This window comes from Devosia sp. P1_H9, assembly GCF_056405135.1.
In genome coordinates this window covers 215,429-227,720 of sequence record NZ_JBFUCQ010000005.1, presented here as the reverse complement: position 1 = coordinate 227,720, position 12,292 = coordinate 215,429, and the positions used below count along the sequence as shown (strand labels likewise).

Below are 12,292 nucleotides of genomic sequence, written 5' to 3'. Positions count from 1 at the left end.
CGATGGTCAAGGCAACATGCGTCGGTGGGGCGCGTCAACCGCGCGCCAACGGATTGTTGTGAAACCGTACATTTGACAATAAAAATTGTCTATTGTAGCAAGGCACATGGACAACACCGCGCCGGCATTGATCGAGGATGTCGAGAAGGCCCGGCAGGGGCTAACGCCATTGCGGCTGCGGATGCTGGCGCTGCTGCGCGAGCCGGGGTCGGCCGCGACGCTGGCGGCGGCGCTGGAGTTGCCGCGCCAGAAGGTCGGCTATCACCTGCATGCGCTGGAGAAGGCTGGGCTGGTGGCGTCGGCGGGCGAGCGGCAGCGGCGTGGGTTCACCGAGCGGCTGTTCGTCGCCGGGGCGGGGGCGTTCGTCGTCGACCCGTCGATCTTCGGCGTGCCGCCGACAAGCGCCGAGAAACAGGATCGCTTTGCTGCCGAGCATCTGGTGGCGCGGTCGGCGGAGACGGTGCGCGAGGTGACGCGGATGCAGGCAGCGGCTGCCGCCGAGGGCACGCGGCTCCTCACCTTCACCATCGAGGCGGATATCGGCTTTGCCGCGCCACAGGACATCGAGGCGTTCGCCGAGCGGCTGGGCGCGATGGTGGCGGGATTGGCCGAGGAATTCGCGCCGAAGGGCGAGGGTCGGCGCTATCGGCTGCTAATCGGCGGGCATCCGGCGATCAAGGGCAAGAGCCCCGCGAAGATCAACTGAGGGAGGTGCAGGTGGCTGACAAGCAGGATCGCGTCATCGTCGAGATGACCATCGCGGCGCCGGTCGAGACGGTGTGGGAAGCGCTGCGCGATCCCGACCAGATGCTCAACTGGTTCGGCTGGGACACCGATACGCTGCGCGACGAGATCCAGTTCATCTTCCTCGATCATGCCGAGGCAGATGAGGCCAACAAGGTGCTGGCGTTCGGGGAGTACGAGGGCAGCGCCGACCGGATCGAGTTGCGGTCGGCGCCAGGCGGCACCGTGCTGAGGGTGGTCCGCAGCAGCGCCGTGACGGGGGACTGGACCGCCGTGTACGAGGACACCTGGGAAGGCTGGACCACCTTCTTCCAGCAGTTGCGGCACTATCTCGAGCGGCATCCGGGCGCGAAGCGGCGGACGCTGTTCCTCTCCGGCAAACCGCAAGCGCCGGGCCCGCTGCCGATCGCGGCGCTTGGGCTCGGGAAGCTGGCAACGGCACCGGGCGGGAGCGCCGCGGCCTTCGAGCTACCACTCGGCGAGAGGGTCAGCGGCACCGCCTGGCACCACTCGAAGCATCAAGTCGGGATGACCGTCGTGGATTGGGGCGACGGGTTGATGGTGATCACCGACCAACCGGCGCCGAACGGCGGTCCCAATGGTGGCGGCACGGCGGTGCTCACCACTTTCGGGCTTTCGGACGAGGCGTTCGCGGCGCTGGAGCAACGGTGGAAAGCGTGGTGGGAACCGCGCTTTCCAAAGCCGTGATCAGCCATCGGCCGGCGTGGACCCGATGGCCCAGGTGATGCCGTAGGGGTCCTTGAGCTGGCCGTAGATATCGCCCCAGAACTGCTTTTCGAGCGGCATGGTGACGGTGCAGCCGGCGGCGACGGCGCGATCCCACCAGAACTGGGCATCATCGACGTTGAGGTTCAGGTTGAAGCCCTGCGGCGTAACGAATGGCACGCCGAACTCGGGGAACGAGTCGCTCATGTAAAGCAGGCTGCCATTGATGGTCATCGAGCAGTGCATGTAGCGCTCGCCGTCGTCGGCGAGCATAGGGACGACATCGGTAGCAGCGAAGGCCGTCTTGTAGAACTCCGCCGCCGCGACGGCGTCGGACGGACTGATATAGGGCACGAGGCCCTGAAGCGGCTGTGCAGTTTGTTCTGCCATCTGTTCCTCCTCTTGGTCGGCGGGAGGCAATCTGGCACCCAATCGCGACAAAAGAAAAACCGCCGGCGCGAGGCCGGCGGATTCAATGCTTGGCGATGCGATCAGCCCTCGAGCCAGGCGACCTGTTCGGGCGTCAGCTTGATGTCGAAGGCGTTCATGCTGTCGTCGAGTTCACCCAGTTTGCGCGGACCGATCAGCGGGATGGACGGAAAGTCCTGCGCCAGCACATAGGCCAGGGCCACGTGGATCGGGCTCTTGCCGAGCTTGCCGGCCAGTTCGATCGCCCGGTCACGGCGCACGAAGTTCTGCTCGTTGTACCAGACGCGGACCATCTCCTCGTTGTCGCGCTTGTCGCGGCCGGCGAGGTCGGTGAAGAAGCCGCGGGCCTGGCTCGACCAGGAGAAGTTGGGGATCTGGCGGCCTTTCAGCCACTGCTTCCACTCGGCGGTCGACGAGGTGACGCAGCCGGCCCAGATCGGGTCGAGCATCTCGGCGAGAGCGAAGTTGTTGGAAAGCGCACCCGGCCGCTGCTTGCCGTGCTTGTCGGCATACGCGATCGCCTCGTCGAAGCGCTCCTTGGTCCAGTTCGAACCACCGAACGGCCCGCGGATGCGGCCCTTCTTCACCTCGGCATCCATGGCGTCGACGAACTCCCCGACGGGCACGTCGAGGTTGTCGCGGTGCATGAAATACACATCGACATAGTCGGTCTGCAGGCGATCCAGCGACTGGGTGAGCTGCTTCGAAATCACGTCGGGGTAGACCAGCGGGCTGTGGGCACCCTTGCCGATGACGACGGCCTCTTCGCGCACGCCGCGCGACTTCTGCCACTCGCCGAACAGCTTCTCGGTGTAGCCGCCTGCGTAGATGTAGGCGGTGTCGAAAATGTTGCCGCCCTTTTCCCAGAACGCATCGAGCAGGATCGCGCCCGAGGCGAAGGTGCGGAAGTCCTCGAAGCCGAGGGCGGCGGCCGAGGCCGGCTTCTTGAGGCCCGGAATGGTGCGCTTGGGGATCACGGCCCCATGCGAAACCGGCCGGCCAGCGAGCGTGGTGATGCGCTTGGAGGACTTTTCGGCGGAGTACTCGATGCCGGCATCCGACCGCCACTTGTCGAGCACGCGCGCGTTGCCGAGGCTGTCGGCCCAGGTCATGCCGGGGGAGGTGAGTTCCTGCCGGCCGGCAATGATGGCTTCGGCGGCGGCATCGGCCTCGAACGAGTAGAGGTGGCGCTGCTTGCCAACGCTGACCGTCTCGCGGGTGCCGTCCTTCTTGATGATGTCGATCTTGCCGTCGCCGCCGGTGCGGTCGCCATTGGCGAACCAGAAGCTCGGCACTTCGATGGTGCCCTCGGTGCCGTGGATGCGGGCGACGTTCTCGAGGTTGGCCATCACGGCGCAGCTGACCTGCGCGGTGATGCCGTTCTCGAACAGGAGCACGGCAGCGGCGGTGTTATCCGTGCCTTCGGCGTTGAGCGTCGCGGCGCCCACGACCTTCACCGGATCGAGGAAGGGCTTGCCTGCAGCCGCACCAGCGACGAAGCGGGCGAACGAGACCGGGTAACCGCCGACGTCGAGGATGCCGCCGCCGGCCAGTTCGGAGGCGAACAGCCGGTGCTCGGGCATAAAGCGGGGCATCTGGAAGCCGAAGCTTGCGGTGATGAAACGGACTTCGCCGATGGCGCCCGAGTTGACCAGGTCCCAGATCTTCTGGGTCTGCGGGTGCAGGCGGTACATGAAGGCTTCGGCAACCAAGGTGCCGGCCTTCTTGTGGGCGTGGATCACCGCATCGATCTCGAAGGCGCTGAGCGCCATCGGCTTTTCGATCAGCGCGTGCTTGCCCGCCTCGGCCGCCTTGATCGCCCACTCGGCATGGCCGGTGTGCGGCACGGCGATATAGACCGCGTCGACATTGGGGTCTTTGAGGATCGCGTCATAGCCATCGAGGATGCGGGCCTCGGGGAAATCTTCCTTAAGGCTCGCCTTGCCTGGGTTGCGGGTGGCGATGGCCTCGAGCTTGCCCAGCTTGCTGTCCAGCACGCCGCGGCGGAAGTCCTTGGCGATCGCGCCAGGGCCGATGATCCCCCAGCGGATTGGGGCTGTAATGGTCATAATACTCTCCTCAAGAAATCGGGCCCCAACGGCGGCGATTCCCGCCGCCGGGGCAATTGGCCGTTGGTCGTTATTTCACCGCGCCCAGCATGCCTTCGACGAAGCGGCGCTGGAGCAGGAAGAAGATGATGAGGGTGGGAAGCGTGGCGAGGATCGTGCCGAACAGGATCATGCCGAAGTCGGGCGTATAGGCCGAGGTCAGCGCCGAGATGACGAGCGTTGCCGTCTTCTGCTCGGGCTTGTTGAGCACGATCAGCGGCCAGAGGTAGTTGTTCCAGTTGGCCATGAACACGATGATGATCGCCGCGGCGTAGGTCGAGCGCATCGTGGGCAGGTAGATGTAGAGGAAGATCTGCCACTCGTTGAGCCCGTCGACCCGCGCTGCGTCGCGCAGCTCGCCGGGGAACGCCTTTGTCGCCTGGCGGAAATAGAAGATGATGAAGATCGAGGCGATGCCGGGCAGGACGACCGCCGCGACCGTGCCGACGAGCTTGAACGACGAGATCATCACGAACAGCGGCACCATCAGCGCCGCGAACGGGATCGAGAGCAGCAGCAGCATGAAGCCGAAGATGCGCTCGCGGAAGCGCGAGCGGAACATCTCGAAGCCGTAGCCGGCCAGCGAGGAGATCGCGAGCGTCAGCACGGTGCCGACGAGCGCGATGAAGGCCGAGTTCCAGAACACCCGCGGCGCATCGACGGTGGCAAAGAAACTGGCGGCGTTGACCAGAAGCTGGTCGCCGAACGTCGCCTTGCCGATGCCGATATCGACCGAGCGGTTGGTCGCGCCCACGACCATCCAGAAGAACGGGAAGATCGAGACGAAGGCCGCGAGGCCGAGCAACAGGTAGGTGGCCGTGCGCCCGATGAGATGTGGGAGGTTGAACCAGCGCGTGCGGCGCTCGATCCGGGATGTGGCGAGGGGAAGAGCTTGATCGGTCATTTGCTGCGGTCCCGTGCAACGATGAACTGCAGGAAGCTCAGGACAGCGACGAGCAGCACGATGACCCAGGAGACGGTGGCGGAGTAGCCGAAGCTGGGCATGAACTTGAAGGTCAGGTTGTAGATGTAGAGCGACAGCGTCAGCGTCGCATCGGACGGGCCACCGACGGTGATGTTGTTGACCTCGTCGAACAGCTGCAGCGTGCCGATGGTGGAAACGATGGTGGTAAAGAGGATCACCGGCTTCAGCATGGGCACGGTGATGTACCGGAAGCGATGCCAGGCCGAGGCGCCGTCGATCCGCGCCGCCTCGTAGATCGAGCGGTCGACGTTCTGCAGCGCCGCCAGGTAGAACACCATGTTGTAGCCGGTCCAGCGCCAGGTGATGGCGATGATGATCAGGACCTTGGCCCAGAACGGATCCTGCAGCCAATGGATCGGCTCCTGGATGATCCAGACCGCCATCAGCATTTTGTTGACGATGCCGTCGGTGGCGAACATCGACTTGAACAGGGTCGAGTAGGCAATGAGCGAGGTCACGCAGGGCAGGAAGATCGCCGTGCGGAAGAAGCCGCGGAAGCGGAGCTTCGGATCGTTGAGCGCGACTGCCGCGAGCAGCGCCAGCACGATCATGATCGGCACCTGCACGACGAGGAAGGTCAGCGTGTTGACCAGCGCGCGGATGAAGATCGGGTCCTTGGTCAAGCGGACGATGTTGGCGAAGCCGCCAAAACTGAAGTTCATCCCCTTACCGACCTGGAAGCTCATCCAGAGCGACCAGATGATCGGATAGAGCATGAAAACGCCGAGCAGCACGAGGGCGGGCGCGATGAACGTCCAGCCGGTGATGTGCTCGGTGCGGCCAAGTCTTTCGTTTGCCATGCCAACTCCCCGACAGGCGACTAAAACAGCTGTCGGCCGCGCCCCGGCGAAGGGTGCGACCGGCGAAAGGGAGGAGGCGGCGCCTGGGGCCCCGCCTCCGAACCCGTTACTGCATCAGCTGGCTGGCCTGGTCGTTGATGGCCTTCAGCGCATCGTCGACGCTGCCGCCCTTTGCAACGGCCGGCAGCTGCGCGACCACGGCGGAGTCCACTTCGGCGGTGAAGATGCCGTAGTCGACGCCCGGGATTTTGGCCTGCCAGTCCGAGAAGTTCGCCCAGACCGGCTGACCGCCGAAGAAGTCATCCGACGACTTGTAAGCTTCGCCAGCCGAGGCCGGCAGCCAGGTGCTGAACGCGCCCTGGCCGATGAGGATCTTCTGGTAGAAGTCGACATCGGTGGCCCAGACCGACTTCAGGAAGTCGACAGCGGCGTCCTTACCGGGGCCCGACGACAGGACGTACCAGCTCGAGCCGCCTTCGTTGGAGTAGCCGGTGGCACCGTCGACGCCTTCGAGCTTCGGAATGGGAGCGACGCCCCACTTGCCGGCCTGGTCGGGCTGCGACTTGATGGTGCCGGTCATCCACACGCCGTTGAGCGCGACAGCAGTTTCACCCGAGGTGAAGGCGCCAGTGAACTCGGTCCAGCCGGAAACCGGCTTGACGATGTCCGCCTGCCAGATCTTGGCGTAGTTTTCGAGAGCGGCCTTCAGCGGCTTGTTGTCGAGAACGTTGAGGCTGCCGTCGGCGTTGAAGAACCAGGCGCCAGCCGACTGCATCATGACGCGGATGAGGCCGCCGCCGTTAAGGTCGAGCGCGATCAGGTTGTGACCGGTCTTGGCCTTCACGTCCTTGCCGATCTGGATGAACTTGTCCCAGGTCAGGTCCTGCATGTCGGCGGCCTTGTAGCCGGCCTCCTCGAGGTAGTCGGCGCGGTAGAAGAGGCCGGTAACGCCCGAGTCGAAGGGCAGCGAGTACGATTTGCCGTCAAAGGTTGCGGCCTTCACCTTGTAGGGCGCGAACTGGGTCATATCGATCGAGTCCGACAGCGGCACGAAGGCGCCCGGGAACGACTGCAGGTATTTCTGCGCCACGTCATCCTGGACAAGCACGATGTCGGGCAGGCCGCTGGTGTCGCCGGCGAGCAGCTGGGTCTGCAGCTTCTGACGGATGTCGTCCTGCGCCATGCTGTCGTCGATCTTGATGTTCACGTCCGGGTGCGACGTGGCGTAGCGGGCCACGGCTTCCTTCATGGCGGCGCCGTTGAAGTTGGTATCCCAGCACCAGACGGTGACATCGACGGCCATGGCGGCCGTCATCGTGAGCATGGAAACGCCGGCGGCAGCTGCAATGGCGAGCGCGTGGCGCCACCGCGATGCGATGGTAGTCATGTAATCCTCCCGTTTTCATTTGGCTCACCTTGGGCAAGCGTGGTTAGAATATGCGACCAAGGGTGTATGTCCGCGTCAAAGGGAATGTGGAGTTGGCGGAAAGTAAGGTGCATCAGCGGGAGATTTATCAGCCGAACGCCACGACCATCGAGGCCCATCCGACGATCCTGTCGATGTTCCACGACCACCCGCGGGTGATGCTGAAACCGCACTGGCACGCTCAGGTCGAAGTGAACTTTATCGTCGCTGGCACAGTGCATTACCGCATGCACACGCACGAGCTGACGCTCTCGGCTGGGCAGATGGTGCTGTTCTGGGGCGGCCTGCCGCACCAGATGTACGACCTCTCCGACGACGCGATCTACGCCGGCGCGCACCTGCCGCTGATGCATTTCTTCCGCCTGAGGCTGCCCGAGGACGTGCCGCACCGGCTGATGCAGGGAACGACGCTGCTCAGCTGCACTCCCGACGATTCCGATGCACATAATTTTGAACGGTGGAACCGCTATGCCCGGTCCGGCGACCCGGTAAAGGCGCAGCATGCGGTGGACGAGCTGCTGCTGAGGCTCGAGCGGATGCGGTTCGAACCCTACGAACTGGTCGGTACCAGCAAGATCGCGGGCGAGACCGTCGAAACCGCGGAAGTCCAGTCGTCACGCAACGTCGGAAAGATGTGCGACTACATCGCCGAGAATTTCCTGCACGAGATCGACTCGATCGACATCGCCCGGGCCGCGAACCTCCACCCCAAATACGCGATGAGCATCTTCAAGCGCTCCACCGGCATGACGCTCAACGAGTATGTGAGCCTGTTGCGGCTCAGCTACGCCCAGGCGCTGTTGCTGCGCGATGACGCCAATGTGCTGCGGGTGGCCATGGAGTCGGGGTTTGGTTCGCTGAGCGCGTTCAACAAGTCGTTCCGCAAGATCGCGGGCATGTCGCCCTCGGATTTCCGACGCGATGCGTTCGTCCCGGGGGCCCTCGCCTCGTGAGCTTGAACTTCCGCGCACCGGCATTGTAACGATGCCCATCCGTGGAGCGAGCTTGCTCGCCCCTGGCCCCTGATTTTTCGCGCGCGAGGAATGCTCAATGTTCGTAGTGGGTGGCGAGAGCCTGATCGACCTCATCTCGGAGCCGGTCGGGGCCGATGGCGTTATTCGCCTCGTGGCGCACCAGGGCGGCTCGCCCTACAACTGCGCCATCGCGCTCTCGAAGCTGGGCAACGATACCGGCTTCCTCTGCCCGATCAGCTCGGACGGCCTGGGCACCTACCTGCTCGGACCACTGGCCGAGGCTGGCGTGAAGCCGCTGCTCACCGAGCGCGTCGCGGCCTATACGACGCTCGCCGTCGTCACCTTCGATGCCAAAAAGAGCGCGCAATACGGCTTCTACCGCCAGGCCGACCGGGCGTTCACGCGCGAGGGGCTGATCGCGGCGCTGCCGTCAAAGCTCGAGGCGTTCCAGGTCGGCGGCTTCTGCCCGATCGAGCCGGAAGACGCTGTCGTCTGGATGGATGTCGCCAAGGAAGCGGCGCGGCGCGGCGCAACGCTGACCATTGACCCCAATGTGCGGCCCTCGCTGGTTTCGGATTTCGCCGCATTCAAGCAGCGGCTCTCGGGCTTCCTTGACATCGTCAACCTGGTGAAGGTGTCGATCGAGGATTTGGCCTCGCTCGAACAGAATCGTGCGGTCCGCGCGACCGAGCTGACGCCGGCCGATATCGAAGCGTTGGTGGCGAAATACGTGGCCGATTTCCTCGGCCGACCCAATTGCGAGCTGGTGATCGTCACTTTCGGCGATGAGGGGAGCCGTGCGTTCACCAAGGCGGGATCCGCCAGGCAGGGCATCTACCAGGCTGTGCCGTTCGGCGATACGGTCGGCGCGGGCGACACGCTGATGGCCGCAGTGCTGACGCTGCTCAACGAGCAGGGCAACCTGAAGCCGGGCAAGCTCGGTGCGATGGACGATGCGGCGCTGGGCACGATGCTGCGCTTCGGCGCGGTGGCAGCCGGGCTCAACTGCCAGTTCGTCGGCTGCCATCCGCCGACCCGCGGCGAAGTCGACGCGGTGCTCGCGGCCGCCTAGCGGTTCACGCGCTCGTCAGTTGCGTGGCATCGGCACCGCTGCTCAACTCCGCCGCACTTAGGCGGAGAGGTCAATATGCGGGCTTGGATGTGGCTGCTGGCGGCAGCAGTCGTCGTTGCGGGCGGGGCCAGCCTCTACATGCTGCGGCCGGTGCAGGGCGCCGCCCGCGACCTGACGCTGGTCGGTGACGTCACGCGCGGGCAGTACCTGCTGCGCCTAGGCGATTGCATCACCTGTCACACCGACAAGAAGAACGGCGTGGCCGAACTTGGCGGTGGGCCGGGACTGGTGACGCCGTTCGGCACCTTCTACGCACCCAACATCACCCCGGATCCGAAGGCCGGTATCGGCGGCTGGACGCTGGCGCAGTTCTCGAAGGCGATCAGCGATGGTGAAGGGCCGGCGGGGCACCTCTATCCGGCGTTTCCGTACGAGAACTATACGCTGATGAGCGACCAGGACGTGGCTGACCTCTATGCCGCGCTGCAGCAGGTGCCGCCGGTCGCGACGTCGGCGAAGCCGCACGAAATCCCGTTCCCGTTCGATATCCGCCCACTGGTCGCGGGCTGGAAGAACCTGTTCTTCACGCCGCGCCGCTACGAGGCCGATGCCGCGCATTCGGAGCGCTGGAACCGGGGCCGCTATCTCGTTGAGGGGCCCGGCCACTGCGTGATGTGCCACTCGCCGCGGAACCTGCTTGGCGCCGTGGAGAAGGGCAAGGAACTCACCGGCAACCCGGCGGGCGGTACGGGCGGCAAGGCCCCGGCGCTGACCGCCGAGCGGCTGAAAGGCGAAGGCTACGATGTCGCCTCGATCGCGAGCGCGCTGAGTGACGGCTTCACCCCGGAGTTCAACGTGCTGGGCAGTGCGATGGGCGAGGTGATCGCCGACGGCACCTCGTTCTGGACGGAAGCGGACCGCGCGGCGGTGGCGGCGTATCTGCTGGGCGAGGAGTAACTTACGCCTCGGCGCGGATCGCCAGCGCGTCTTCCAGCGTCATCTCGGTGTGGTGTTCCCATTCCGCTCGCGGCTCGGGGAAATCGGTGCGGAAATGGCCGCCGCGGCTCTCTTCGCGCTGCAGCGCGCCTGCAGCGACCAGCGTCGCCGAGGTGGTCATGTTGAGGAACGAGCGGGTGACGCCCTGGGCCGTGGCTTCGATCTCGGCGATGCGACGCAGCGCAGTGCGGAGATCCGCGGCGTTGCGCTCGACGCCGACGAGGTCGGTCATGGTGCGGCGCAGTTCCTTCACCGATATGTGGTTGCGCAGGCGCTCTTCCACCTTCTCGCCCTCGACCGGATCCCAGCCGATGCCGGGGAAGGGGGCGAGCGGGTTGCGGAGCGGCTCGAGGCCGGAGATGTCGGCGGCGATGCGGGCGCCGTAGACCACGGCCTCGAGCAGCGAGTTCGAGGCGAGGCGGTTGGCGCCGTGGAGGCCGGTTGACGAGCATTCGCCGGCGGCCCAGAGGCCGGGCAGCGAGGAGCGGCCGTTGGCCTCCACCTTGACGCCGCCCATATGGTAGTGCGCCGCCGGAGTGACCGGGATCAGCTGGGTCACCGGGTCGATGCCGAAATCGGTGCAGTATTTCGCGACGGTCGGGAAGGCGGTGAGGATGCGCGCGCCGATCGCCTCGCGGGTATCGAGGAACACCTTCCGGCCGGCCTTGATCTGCCGGTAGTTGGCGCGAGCGACGATGTCGCGTGGAGCGAGTTCGGCGTCCGGGTGGATCGCCAGCATGAAGCGCTCGCCGAGATCGTTGACGAGGATGGCGCCTTCGCCGCGCAGCGCCTCGGTGGCGAGCGGGGCGGGGTCGGCTCCCGTGGCGATGGCGGTGGGGTGGAATTGCACGAACTCGGGATCGGCGATCAGCGCGCCGGCGCGAGCCGCCATGCCCATGGCGTGGCCACGAACGCCGGACGGATTGGTGGTGACGGCGTAGAGGCCACCCAGCCCACCGGCCGCCAGCACCGTGGCGCGAGCACGGATCAGCACTGGCTCGGCATAGCGATCACCGAGCTTGCGGGCATAGACACCGATGATGCGGCCATCGGCGCGGGCGAGGTCGACGACGGTGAGGCCCTCGACGATGCGGATCGACGGGGTCTTCCGCACCTCGGCGATGATCGCCTGCATGATGGCATAGCCGGCGCGGTCGCCTTCGACGCGCACCACGCGGTTGCGCGAGTGGGCGGCTTCCTTGCTGAGAACGTAGTGGCCGAGTTCGTCGCGATCGAAGGGAGTGCCCCAGCGGGCGAGGTCCTCAATGCGAGCGGCCGCTTCGGCGGTGACCGACTCGGCTTCGTCCTCATCAACGATGCCGGCGCCGGCGATCTCGGTGTCGACCGCGTGCGCGTGCGAGGTGTCACCGGGGCCGACGGCGGCGGCGACGCCGCCCTGCGCCCAGGCAGACGAAGCGCCGTTGCCGAGCGGTACCGGGGAGATGACGGTAACGGGGCGGGGCGCCAGCTTCAGCGCGCAGAACAAGCCTGCAAGACCAGCGCCGACGATGAGCGCACCGTCGGCGTTTAGGACGTTGTCAGTAAAGGTCATCGGTCTCCCCCGGGCGAAACGCCCGGATCAGGCCTCGTCGACCACAGGGGTTTCTGCAGCGCGCTTCTTAAGTGATTCTATGGCGTTTTTGGCGCTCGACTTCGACTTGTAGGTTTCGGTCCGGACCATGGTCTCGCCGTTCGCCGCGACGAAGCGCACGAAGGTCTGGCCGTCCTTGGAGGCAGCCAGCTCGAAGCGGTAGCCCTTGCCGGCTTCGCCTTTGGCTGTGTCCACCACCGATGCGCCGGGGGCGTTCTTCTTCAGCGAAGCGATGGCGTTCTTGGCGCTGTCCTTGCCCGCGTAGTTCTCGGACCAGAAGATGGTCTCGGCATTGTAGACGTACTTGGCAACGAACTGGCCGCCCTTGGCGGATGTGATCTTGAAGGAATGTGGCACGACGCTTTACCCCTCGGTTCGCGGGCCGGGGAAGTCGTGGCCCGATTGGGCAAATCTAACGTGGCGTCGGAGTCGCGCAACCCT

General features: G+C 65.4%; 12 protein-coding genes. 5 read left to right on the top strand and 7 right to left on the bottom strand.

Translation table 11 applies throughout. From position 1 onward, the window contains the following. The first annotated feature begins 106 nt into the window (after positions 1 to 106). Positions 107 to 706, top strand: coding sequence for a helix-turn-helix domain-containing protein (locus AC1DYL_RS11795; RefSeq protein WP_477173258.1), 600 nt, complete (start codon positions 107 to 109; stop codon positions 704 to 706). An 11-nt stretch (positions 707 to 717) separates the two neighbouring features. Beyond that, positions 718 to 1,452 (top strand): SRPBCC family protein, encoded by a 735-nt coding sequence (locus AC1DYL_RS11790; protein WP_477173257.1) that lies wholly within the window; start codon positions 718 to 720, stop codon positions 1,450 to 1,452. Here the strand turns inward: AC1DYL_RS11790 and AC1DYL_RS11785 are convergent, their stop codons facing one another. The 5 genes from AC1DYL_RS11785 to AC1DYL_RS11765 form a co-directional block, all read right to left on the bottom strand. Beyond that, the gene (locus tag AC1DYL_RS11785) at positions 1,453 to 1,860 is read right to left on the bottom strand and encodes a VOC family protein (RefSeq protein WP_477173256.1); all 408 of its coding nucleotides are present in this window, start codon (positions 1,858 to 1,860) and stop codon (positions 1,453 to 1,455) included. A gap of 101 nt (positions 1,861 to 1,961) precedes the next feature. Continuing rightward, positions 1,962 to 3,968 (bottom strand): aldo/keto reductase, encoded by a 2,007-nt coding sequence (locus AC1DYL_RS11780; RefSeq protein ID WP_477173255.1) that lies wholly within the window; start codon positions 3,966 to 3,968, stop codon positions 1,962 to 1,964. Between the two features lie 70 nt (positions 3,969 to 4,038). Further along, entirely contained in the window at positions 4,039 to 4,911 is an 873-nt protein-coding gene (locus AC1DYL_RS11775) for a carbohydrate ABC transporter permease (protein WP_477149948.1), read from the bottom strand. After that, complete coding sequence (locus tag AC1DYL_RS11770; protein ID WP_477149947.1) at positions 4,908 to 5,792, bottom strand: carbohydrate ABC transporter permease; 885 nt, start codon at positions 5,790 to 5,792, stop codon at positions 4,908 to 4,910. The genes AC1DYL_RS11775 and AC1DYL_RS11770 overlap by 4 nt, the downstream gene beginning before the upstream one ends. A 106-nt stretch (positions 5,793 to 5,898) precedes the next feature. After that, positions 5,899 to 7,179 (bottom strand): ABC transporter substrate-binding protein, encoded by a 1,281-nt coding sequence (locus AC1DYL_RS11765; RefSeq protein WP_477149946.1) that lies wholly within the window; start codon positions 7,177 to 7,179, stop codon positions 5,899 to 5,901. An 86-nt stretch (positions 7,180 to 7,265) separates the two neighbouring features. On the opposite strand from AC1DYL_RS11765, the gene AC1DYL_RS11760 reads away from it, so the two are divergent. The 3 genes from AC1DYL_RS11760 (at position 7,266) to AC1DYL_RS11750 (ending at position 10,221) form a co-directional block, all read left to right on the top strand. Continuing rightward, positions 7,266 to 8,171: a helix-turn-helix domain-containing protein gene (locus AC1DYL_RS11760; protein ID WP_477150068.1), complete on the top strand. Its 906-nt coding sequence runs from the start codon at positions 7,266 to 7,268 to the stop codon at positions 8,169 to 8,171. A gap of 97 nt (positions 8,172 to 8,268) precedes the next feature. Then, positions 8,269 to 9,264 (top strand): PfkB family carbohydrate kinase, encoded by a 996-nt coding sequence (locus AC1DYL_RS11755; protein WP_477173254.1) that lies wholly within the window; start codon positions 8,269 to 8,271, stop codon positions 9,262 to 9,264. Positions 9,265 to 9,339: 75 nt separating this feature from the next. Next, positions 9,340 to 10,221: a c-type cytochrome gene (locus AC1DYL_RS11750; RefSeq protein WP_477173253.1), complete on the top strand. Its 882-nt coding sequence runs from the start codon at positions 9,340 to 9,342 to the stop codon at positions 10,219 to 10,221. Between the two features lies 1 nt (position 10,222). Here the strand turns inward: AC1DYL_RS11750 and AC1DYL_RS11745 are convergent, their stop codons facing one another. Further along, the gene (locus AC1DYL_RS11745) at positions 10,223 to 11,812 is read right to left on the bottom strand and encodes an L-aspartate oxidase (protein WP_477173252.1); all 1,590 of its coding nucleotides are present in this window, start codon (positions 11,810 to 11,812) and stop codon (positions 10,223 to 10,225) included. 27 nt (positions 11,813 to 11,839) lie between these two features. After that, positions 11,840 to 12,208, bottom strand: coding sequence for a YegP family protein (locus tag AC1DYL_RS11740; RefSeq protein WP_477157153.1), 369 nt, complete (start codon positions 12,206 to 12,208; stop codon positions 11,840 to 11,842). Positions 12,209 to 12,292 lie beyond the last annotated feature (84 nt).

What these genes read in the sequence shown, in the direction of transcription:
- AC1DYL_RS11750 (WP_477173253.1), top strand. Translation starts at nt 9,340, where the DNA reads ATGCGGGCTTGGATGTGGCTGCTGGCGGCAGCAGTCGTCGTTGCGGGC.
- AC1DYL_RS11785 (WP_477173256.1), bottom strand. Translation starts at nt 1,860, where the DNA reads ATGGCAGAACAAACTGCACAGCCGCTTCAGGGCCTCGTGCCCTATATC.
- AC1DYL_RS11780 (WP_477173255.1), bottom strand. Translation starts at nt 3,968, where the DNA reads ATGACCATTACAGCCCCAATCCGCTGGGGGATCATCGGCCCTGGCGCG.
- AC1DYL_RS11775 (WP_477149948.1), bottom strand. Translation starts at nt 4,911, where the DNA reads ATGACCGATCAAGCTCTTCCCCTCGCCACATCCCGGATCGAGCGCCGC.
- AC1DYL_RS11770 (WP_477149947.1), bottom strand. Translation starts at nt 5,792, where the DNA reads ATGGCAAACGAAAGACTTGGCCGCACCGAGCACATCACCGGCTGGACG.
- AC1DYL_RS11755 (WP_477173254.1), top strand. Translation starts at nt 8,269, where the DNA reads ATGTTCGTAGTGGGTGGCGAGAGCCTGATCGACCTCATCTCGGAGCCG.
- AC1DYL_RS11765 (WP_477149946.1), bottom strand. Translation starts at nt 7,179, where the DNA reads ATGACTACCATCGCATCGCGGTGGCGCCACGCGCTCGCCATTGCAGCT.
- AC1DYL_RS11795 (WP_477173258.1), top strand. Translation starts at nt 107, where the DNA reads ATGGACAACACCGCGCCGGCATTGATCGAGGATGTCGAGAAGGCCCGG.
- AC1DYL_RS11745 (WP_477173252.1), bottom strand. Translation starts at nt 11,812, where the DNA reads ATGACCTTTACTGACAACGTCCTAAACGCCGACGGTGCGCTCATCGTC.